The sequence below is a fragment of the Nocardiopsis salina YIM 90010 genome, from assembly GCF_000341025.1.
GTDB lineage: Bacteria > Actinomycetota > Actinomycetes > Streptosporangiales > Streptosporangiaceae > Nocardiopsis > Nocardiopsis salina.
Genome location: NZ_ANBF01000219.1, coordinates 1 through 8,261 on the forward strand (window position 1 = coordinate 1; position 8,261 = coordinate 8,261).

The 8,261-nt window shown below is 70.0% G+C and carries 6 protein-coding genes; 2 read left to right on the top strand and 4 right to left on the bottom strand.

The annotated features are described in order from the left end of the window. Positions 1 to 140: 140 nt before the first annotated feature. Entirely contained in the window at positions 141 to 779 is a 639-nt protein-coding gene (locus tag D474_RS0124335) for a class I SAM-dependent methyltransferase (RefSeq protein ID WP_017616091.1), read from the top strand. Between the two features lie 1,063 nt (positions 780 to 1,842). On the opposite strand, the gene D474_RS33695 is transcribed toward D474_RS0124335, so the two are convergent. After that, positions 1,843 to 2,289, bottom strand: coding sequence for a hypothetical protein (locus D474_RS33695; RefSeq protein WP_239647168.1), 447 nt, complete (start codon positions 2,287 to 2,289; stop codon positions 1,843 to 1,845). Positions 2,290 to 3,143: 854 nt separating this feature from the next. Between D474_RS33695 and D474_RS32005 the strand changes: the two genes are divergently transcribed. Further along, positions 3,144 to 5,033, top strand: coding sequence for a transglycosylase domain-containing protein (locus tag D474_RS32005; RefSeq protein WP_017616093.1), 1,890 nt, complete (start codon positions 3,144 to 3,146; stop codon positions 5,031 to 5,033). Positions 5,034 to 5,108: 75 nt separating this feature from the next. Here D474_RS32005 and D474_RS0124345 read toward each other — a convergent pair whose 3' ends face one another. From D474_RS0124345 to D474_RS0124355, 3 genes are all read right to left on the bottom strand, one after another. Continuing rightward, positions 5,109 to 6,176 carry a glucosidase family protein gene (locus D474_RS0124345; RefSeq protein WP_017616094.1) on the bottom strand — a complete coding sequence of 356 codons (1,068 nt, stop codon included), beginning with the start codon at positions 6,174 to 6,176 and terminating at the stop codon, positions 5,109 to 5,111. An 8-nt stretch (positions 6,177 to 6,184) separates the two neighbouring features. Next, positions 6,185 to 6,871 carry a class I SAM-dependent methyltransferase gene (locus tag D474_RS0124350; RefSeq protein ID WP_026118766.1) on the bottom strand — a complete coding sequence of 229 codons (687 nt, stop codon included), beginning with the start codon at positions 6,869 to 6,871 and terminating at the stop codon, positions 6,185 to 6,187. Then, a complete protein-coding gene (locus tag D474_RS0124355) occupies positions 6,868 to 8,202 on the bottom strand; it encodes a glycosyltransferase family 4 protein (protein WP_026118767.1) in 1,335 nt (444 codons plus the stop codon). The genes D474_RS0124350 and D474_RS0124355 overlap by 4 nt, the downstream gene beginning before the upstream one ends. Between the last annotated feature and the right edge of the window lie 59 nt (positions 8,203 to 8,261).

Sequence of the window (8,261 nt, forward strand, 5' to 3'; positions counted from 1 at the left end):
ACGGTTTTTCTTGGGAGGGGTCCTGTTTTGCGGGGCCCCTCTTTTTTTGTGTCTGCACTTGTGAACACGTGAATGGTGGCTTCGGTCTCTGGGGTGGGGCGGGAGAACGGTCGAACAAGGTTCGGTGGGAGAATCGGGTCATGACGAAGACAATTCCCTCCGAGCTGCTCTCCGCAGCCGAATCGGCCAAGGGTTTCATGCCCACCGAAGAAGGGACGGTCCTGTTCGAGACCGTTCTGGAGTATGCACACCTCGGGCCGATCGTGGAGATCGGCACCTATTGCGGTAAGTCCACGATCTTTCTGGGGGCCGCGGCACGTGAGACCGGAGCGAAGGTCGTGACGGTGGACCACCACCGCGGTTCCGAGGAACACCAGGTCGGATGGGAGTTCCACGACTCCGGGCTCGTCGATGCGGAGACCGGGCGGTTCGACACCCTTCCGCACTTCCGCCGAACCATCAGTGCAGCCGGCTTGGACGACGAGATCATCGCCGCCGTGGGTTCGTCCGTCGACGTGGCGTCGGTCTGGGGCAAGCCCCTCGGGATGCTCTTCATCGACGGTGGGCACAGCGAGCAGGTGGCACAGGACGACTACACGCACTGGATCCCGCATCTGGCCGACGGTGGCGCCCTGGCCATCCACGACGTCTTCCCCGACCCCGCCGACGGCGGCCGGCCGCCGTACAACGTCTATTGTCGGGCGATGGACTCCGGTCAGTTCGAGGAGGTCCGAGCGGTCGGCTCGATGAGAGTTCTGCGCCGCGCCGCCCGAGTGTGACCACGCTCTCCCCGATCCGTGTGGGGAGGTGCAACTCCGTACACGGTCTCCTTATGTGAGAGCAGCTATTCTCTGTTGGATCTGTGAGTGCTGGGCCACGCCGGCCAGTGAATGCACCAACACTCGATCTCCGACACGCATGTCGTGGGTAAGCCTTCGGTAAGAAGGTTGTGCATGCTCACGGATCCGGCCGTGCTGTGGTTACGGGCGGGTATCGTGTTGGTGAGGGTGCGGCGATGGCGGCGTTATTCCCCGAAATACCGCTTCGGTACTGATTCGACTGAACGATCAGGGGCACTCGCGCGTCGAACACCAGGACGGCATGGTGCCGTACATGACTTGATCATGGGGGCGGGGAGCTGAGCAAGAGCGCATACGGCGACGGCGGGACGGATGGGCAGCGTCCCGAGACGAACACGCCGGAGACGGACGAGATCTCTGCTGAAGAGCTGCCCAAGGAAACCGGGACCGACGGTGAGGCGCCCGAGACCGGAGACGGCCGGAGCGAGCCGACCGAGGACCTGGAGCGTGGCGACAGCGGGGATGATGACGAGCCCGCCGGCGAGGACGACGGGGGCGACACCGACGACGGCCCGGAACCGGAGTTCGTCCCGGGCGGTGCGTTCGCCTTCAAGACCAGCGGGACCTTCATGAGGGACCGCGTGGCGAAGAGCCTCGCCGAGCAGGGATTCGGGCCTGCCGGGGTCGCTTCCGAGGGCGAGGCCGCGGCGGAGGAAGGCGTTTCGGAGGACGGCGACACCGCTTCCGAGGGCGACGATGAAGCCGAGGAGGGCACCTCCGGCGATGCATCCGGGTCCTCCCCCGGCGACGGGACGTCGGAGGGGCATGAGCCCCGTGCTGCCGGGGAGAAGGACCCCGTCGGCGAGGCGGATCCGGATGCTTCTGGAACCGAGGACACTGACGCGACGGTCGACACCGCGTCCGGCGGGGCTGCAGCTGCCGCCGCGGCGGCGAGTTCGACCGCTGCCGGTGAGGGCGCGGAGAGTTCCGACGAGGGCGAGACGGACGATGCCGCAGCCGCGGGCATGCAGGCCGGCGACGATCAGGCCGACAGCGGCTCAGAGGGGCCGGACGAGGACAGCTCTGCGGAGAAGGGCGAGGACGGTTCCGACGACGAGGGATCGGACCGTGCCGATGGATCCGACAGCGCAGCTGCGGCCACGGCGGCCTCTGATTCCGACGGGACCGAGATCTCCGACAGGAAGCCCGACAGTGCGAAGATGAGCGCCGAGCGATCCGAGAAGGACACCGACGGTGAGGACACCGGCGAGCCCGACTCGGACGACGAGGACTCCGAGGGCGAGGCCGCCTCCGACACCGTCGACACAGGTGGTGCCGGTGCTGCCGCCGTCGCTGCAGCCGCTGCCGCGGGCGCGAGCACGGGCGCGACCGCAGCCGCAGCGGAGGCCGGCGGGGAGGGCGACAGCGGTTCCGTGTCCCCCGACGCGGATCCCGGGGAGAGCTCGTCCGAGGCCTCCGATGACGTCACAGCCGAAGGCTCGCAAGAGCACGGTCCAGCGGACGGAACGTCCGACGCCGAGGTGAGCAGCACCGCGGCGTCCGAGGGGACCGAATCCACCGAGAGTGCTGCGGACACAGACGGTGATGACGGCTCGCCTGCCACGCAGCCCTTCGCGCTGCCCGACCCCGATGAGGACACCGGATCCGCCGCCGAGAGCGGTGATTCCGCGTCGCAGGGGGGCACGGACGGGACCGAGGACGAGTCGAGGACCGAGATCTTCGCGGCCGCGCCCCCGCCGACCACCGAGCCGGTGGCGGGGCCCGCCGCCGGGGACGAGGACTCCACTGGTTCCGGCAGTGACGACAGCGCGTCGAGCGAGGACGGCTCCGACGACGCAGAGACCTCGTTCTGGCCCGCACCGCAGCGGTACTCCGATTACTCCCAGGAGAACGCATCCGAGTCCGGCGCCGCGGGTGAGGACGAGGGCTCCGGCGCTGCAGCCGCGACCGCCGGTGCTGCCGCCGCGGGCGCCGCAGGTGTCGCGGCCGCGGGTACTGCTCAGGCTGCGGATGGGGCCGGTGCAGGCCAGGCCGGTGCCGGTTCGGGGTCGGATGGCGCCGGCACCGACGGCTCCGAGGCCTCCGGCGGCCCCGGAGGGCCCAAGGGCCCGGGCTCCAAGGCCGACAAGAAGAAGAACCGGCCGATGTGGTGGCGCATCCTGCGTCCCGTGCTCATCGTCGTCGGTGTCCTGCTGATCCTGGGCATCGGCGGGGTGGGCCNAGGCCGAAGCCACCGACCAGGGCTCCACGTTCTACTTCGAGGACGGGGAGACCCAGTTCGCCGAACGCGGCACCAACCGCGATCCCGTCTCCTACGACGAGATGACCGCGGGTGGCGACCACGTCGTCGAGGCGATGATCTCCGCCGAGGACCGCGGGTTCTGGAGCGAGCCGGGTGTCTCCGTCAGCGGCACGGCCCGTGCCGTGTGGTCGACCGTCACCGGACAGCAGGTCCAGGGCGGGTCCACCATCACCCAGCAGATGGTGCGCAACTACTACGAAGGTGTCTCCCGGGACCAGTCGGTCGCCCGCAAGATCCAGGAGATCATCATCTCCATCAAGGTCGACCAGAACGAGTCGAAGGAGTGGGTGATGGAGCAGTACCTCAACACCATCTACTTCGGTCGACAGGCCTACGGGATCCAGGCGGCTGCCGAGTCCTACTACCACAAGGACGTCGACGAGCTCACGCCCGAGGAGGCCGCGTTCTTGGCGGCCGCGATCCAGCAGCCGCACCCGTTCGGCGAGGCCGACGTCCTGGACTCGACCGAGCCCCTCGAGCGCCGTTGGCAGTACGTCATCGACGGCATGGTCACCACCGGTGCGATCTCCGAGGACGAGGCCGCGGAGATGGAGTTCCCGGTCCCCGAGGCCGAACGCCCGGCCGACGGCACCGACGTGAGCGGCTACAAGGGCTACATGCTCCAGGAGGCGATGAACGAGCTCGAGCGGCTCGGCTTCACCGAGGACATGGTTCAGCGCCACGGGTACGAGATCGTCACGACCTTCGACGAGGACATGATGGAGGCCGCGCACGACGCGGTCGAGGAGACCGTCCCGCACGACACCGTACCCGAGGGCGTGAACCTGGGCATGACCACGATCGATCCGGAGACCGGCGAGGTCGTGGCGTTCTACGGGGGAGACGACTACCTCGAGAACCAGTACGACACGAGTTTCCACGGCGCCGCGCAGACCGGTTCGGCGTTCAAGCCGTACGTGCTCGCGACCGCTCTGGAGGAGGGCTACAGCCTCGATTCGAGGGTGGACGGACGCGGACCCCGCGACGTGCAGGGCTCCCGGGTGCAGAACGCCGGCAACGACCCCGGCGGCGTCATGAGCCTCACCCAGGCCACTGAGGAGTCCAACAACCTCGGGTTCGTGGAATTGGCCAGTGAGGTCGGGTTCGAGAACATCCGGGACACCGCCTACGCGTCCGGGTTCCCCGAGGGGAGCATCGACGACAACCAGCTGGTTCCTGTCATGCCGCTGGGCGCGGTGAGTGCGCGCCCGGTCGACCAGGCCAGCGGGTTCGGCACCTTCGCGAACGAGGGTGTGCACGTCGAGCCGCACGTGATCCGGGAGATCAACAACCCCGACGGGGAGAACGAGCGCCCCGAGGTGGAGAGCGACCGGGCCCTGGAGGAGTCCACCGCCGCGGACGTCACCCACGCGCTGGAGCAGGCCGTCAACAGCGGTACGGGCACGGCGGCGCGGTTGGACGGGCACCCGGCGGCGGGCAAGACCGGGACCACCGACGGCAGCGTGGCCGCCTGGTTCGTCGGGTACACGCCTCAGCTGTCGACGTCGGTGGGTGTCTACAGCGGGGACAACGAGAGCTTCTCGATCCCCGGGCACAACATCTCCGGTGGCGGCCTGCCCGCGACCCTGTGGAACAACTACATGTCGCGGGCGATGGAGGACTACGAGCCGGGCGAGTTCCCGCCGCCGGCCAACGAGGGCACGACGGAGAACTGGGCGCCGGACACCGCCACCCAGCAGCCGGAGGAGCAGCCCGAGGAGGAACCGCAGGAGCCTCAGGAACCGCCGGAGGAGGAGCCCCCGCCCGAGGACGAGCCGCCGGAGGAGGAGCCTCCGCCGGAGTTCCCGCCGCCGGAAGAGGACGACCCGGAGGTCCCGGAGCCGCCGGATGAGCCGGGTATCCCGGAGGACCCCGACGAGGGTGACCAGATGGCTCGCAGCGAGGACTGAGGCCGTCTCGCACGGAAGAGGGCGCCGCCGCCGTTCGGGCGGGGCGCCCTCTTCTCGTGTTCGGTCCGGGGCGGATCAGGGCACGGCGGCACGGTCCCACGTGTGCAGGAAGACGCGGGATCCCTCGGTGGTGCGGGTGAGGGCGTCCACGGCCAGGATGACGGCCGCCGACGTCCAGGTGCTGCGTTCCACGGGCCACCGGACCTGTTCGGCGAACTGGTACCCGGTCCAGTACACGCCGTCGTCGGGATCGCGCAGGTGCTGCACGTCCCGCAGGATCCGGGTCCCGGCGTCTGCCTCGCCCATGGCCGCGAGTGTGAGCACCAGCTCCGAGGACTCGGCGGCGGTCACCCACGGCTGATCGCTCACGCACCGCACGCCGAGGCCGGGCAGGACGAAGGTGTCCCAGCGCTCGTTGATGCGTTCCTTGGCCGCGGTCCCCTCCACCGCCCCGCCCAGGACCGGGTAGAACCAGTCCATCGAGAAGCGGCTGCGGTCGGCGAAGAGCCCCTCGTGGCCGTTGATGAGATCGGCCAGGCGGTCGGCCGCCTCCGTCCACGCGGGCCGGGGCGTACCGAGGCGGTCGGCCAGCGCAGCACCGCACCGCAGCGCGTGGTGCACGCTCGCGCACACCGTCAGCAGCGAGTGGTCGCCGGGGGTGCCGTCCTCCGAACGCGCCCACAGGACCTCCCCGTGGTCCCCGCGCAGCGCCAGCACGAACTCCAGCCCGTTCTCCACGGTCGGCCACAGGCGGTGCGCGAACCCGGTGTCGCCTGTGGTGAGAAGGTGGTGGAACGCGCCCACGGCCGGGTAGGCGGCGTGGTTGGCCTCCCGCAGCGCAGTGGCGGGTTCGCCTTGTCGGAACTTGGCCGGCCACCCGCCGTCCGGGCGCACGGAGGACTCCAACCACAGGTAGGCGCGCCGCGCCGCATCGGCGTGCTCAGCCACCTCCAGCCCGGTCACGGTGAGGGCCATGGCGCACTCGACGTGGTCCCACACGTCGGTGTGGCCGCCCGGGAACCACGGGATCGCACCGCCGGGCTCCTGGCAGCGCACCAGGTAGTCCGCCGAGCGCCGGAGCTGGTCGCCCGTGAGCACACCCGGCAGGCGCAGCTCGGCCGTTCCCGGGCCAGGGGCGGTCATCTGCGGCCTCACGCGCTGTCGAGCGGTTTGCGCACGTACACGATCACGCTCTTGCCGATGACGGGATCGAGGACCTTCTCGGCCATCCGCGTGACCTTGGGGGCCTGCAGCATGTCCCACACGAGCAGCTCGTGGTAGGCCTTGGCCATCGGGTGGTCGTCGTTGTCGGTGCCCACTGCGCACTTGATCCACCAGTACGGCGCGTGCAGGGCGTGCGCGTGGTGGTGCGGGCCGATCACGAACCCGGTCGCTTTGAGCTTGGCCTCCAGCTCGGCGCGGGTGTAGATGCGGATGTGCCCGCCCTCGTTGGTGTGGTAGTCCTCCGACAGCGCCCAGCACAGGCGCTCGGGCAGGAAGCTGGGCACGGTCACGGCCGCGATGCCGCCCGGGCGCAGCACCCGGTACAGCTCCTTCATGGCGGCGATGTCGTGTGGCAGGTGCTCGAAGATCTCGGCGGCCACGACACGGTCGAAGCTGCCGTCGTCGAAGGGCATGTCGAGGGCGTCACCCTTGACGGTCTCGGCGGTCGCGGACGCGGGCGCCTCGCCCTCGGTCTTCATGGCGCCGAACATGGTCTCGACCTCGGCGAGGTCCTCGACGTTCTGGTCGAAGGCGACCACGTCCGCGCCGCGGCGGTAGACCTCGAAGGCGTGGCGGGGGGCCCCGCNGAAGAGGGAGAAGTCGACGGTGATCAGTGGAGGCTCCTAGGGCGAGTCGGGTCGGTGCTGGTCGGGTGCGGGGCGGCCCCGTCGATCGTGGCGGCGTAACGCCGGGCGGTCAGCTCCGCGACGGCGCGCCAGGTGAAGCGTTCCTGGACCCGGTCCCACGCGGCGGTACCCATGCGGGCCCGTTCCTCGGGGTCGTCCATGAGGGTGCCGATCTCCTTGGCGAGGAGTTCGTCGTCTCCGGGGGCGATGAGGCGGCCGGCTTCGCCGTCGGTGCCCACCACCTCGGGCAGGGCTCCGGCGTGGCTGGCGATCAGAGGGGTCCCGCACGCCATCGCCTCCACTGCGGGCAAGGAGAAGCCTTCGTAGAAGGACGGGACAACGGCGACCTCGGCGGAGGCGATGAGGTCACCCAGGGCGGTGTCGTCGATGCCGCTGACGAACTCGACACGGTCGCGCAGGCCGAGTTCGTCGACGAGGCGGTCGGTGGGCCCGTCCTCACGGGGTTTGCTCACGACGGTGAGGGTGATGTCGCGTTCCTCCGCCAGACGGGCGGCGGCGCGCAGGAGCACGGCCACGCCCTTGAGGGGGCTGTCGGCGCTGGCGGTGCACACGATGCGGCCCGGCACGCGTGCGGTGTCCGGGCGGGGGTGGAAGTGGCGGGTGTCCACGCCCAGCGGGGTGACCTCCATGCGGTCGGGGTGCACACCGAATTCGCGGGCGATGTCGTCGGCGGAGGAACGGGACGGAACCAGGATCGGATCGAGCTTGCGGGCCACGCGCGCCTGCATGCGCACGAAGGCGTACCAGCGGCGCTTGGAGAGCTTCTGCAGCCCCCGGGCCTCCTCGAGCTCGATGCGGCGGTCGACGCTGATGGGGTGGTGGATGGTGGTCACGAGGGGGAGCCCGGCCGCGCGGATGCCGAGCATGCCCCGGCCGAGCGTCTGGTTGTCGTGGACCACGTCGAAGTCGTCCAGGCGGCGGCGCAGTTCCCGATTGGCACGAAGCGAGTAGGTGAGGGGTTCGGGGAACCCGGCCGTCCACATGGTGGCGACCTCGAGCACGTCGATCCAGTCGCGCCACTCGCGCAGGGGCGGGGTGACGAAGGGCGCGGCGTCGTTGTAGAGGTCGAGCGAGGGGATCTTCTCCAGCTTCACACCCTCGTCGAGCACGGGGTAGGGCTGGCCCGACAGGACCGTGACGTCGTGGCCGAGCGCGGCGAGTTCGCGGGACAGGTGCCGGACGTAGACACCCTGTCCGCCGACGTGCTGCTTGCTCCGGTAGGAGAGCAGGGCCACGCGTAGGGGGCGCGTGTGGGAGGGCCGTGGGCTCGGTCCCGTGTTGTCGACCGGCAGGGTCAAGAGTCCACCTCTTCGTCGGTTCGCTGGCCCGTCCCGCCTGTGGCCCGCCGTCGGCCCGG

What these genes read in the sequence shown, in the direction of transcription:
- D474_RS32005 (WP_017616093.1), top strand. Translation starts at nt 3,144, where the DNA reads ATGACCGCGGGTGGCGACCACGTCGTCGAGGCGATGATCTCCGCCGAG.
- D474_RS0124345 (WP_017616094.1), bottom strand. Translation starts at nt 6,176, where the DNA reads ATGACCGCCCCTGGCCCGGGAACGGCCGAGCTGCGCCTGCCGGGTGTG.
- D474_RS0124335 (WP_017616091.1), top strand. Translation starts at nt 141, where the DNA reads ATGACGAAGACAATTCCCTCCGAGCTGCTCTCCGCAGCCGAATCGGCC.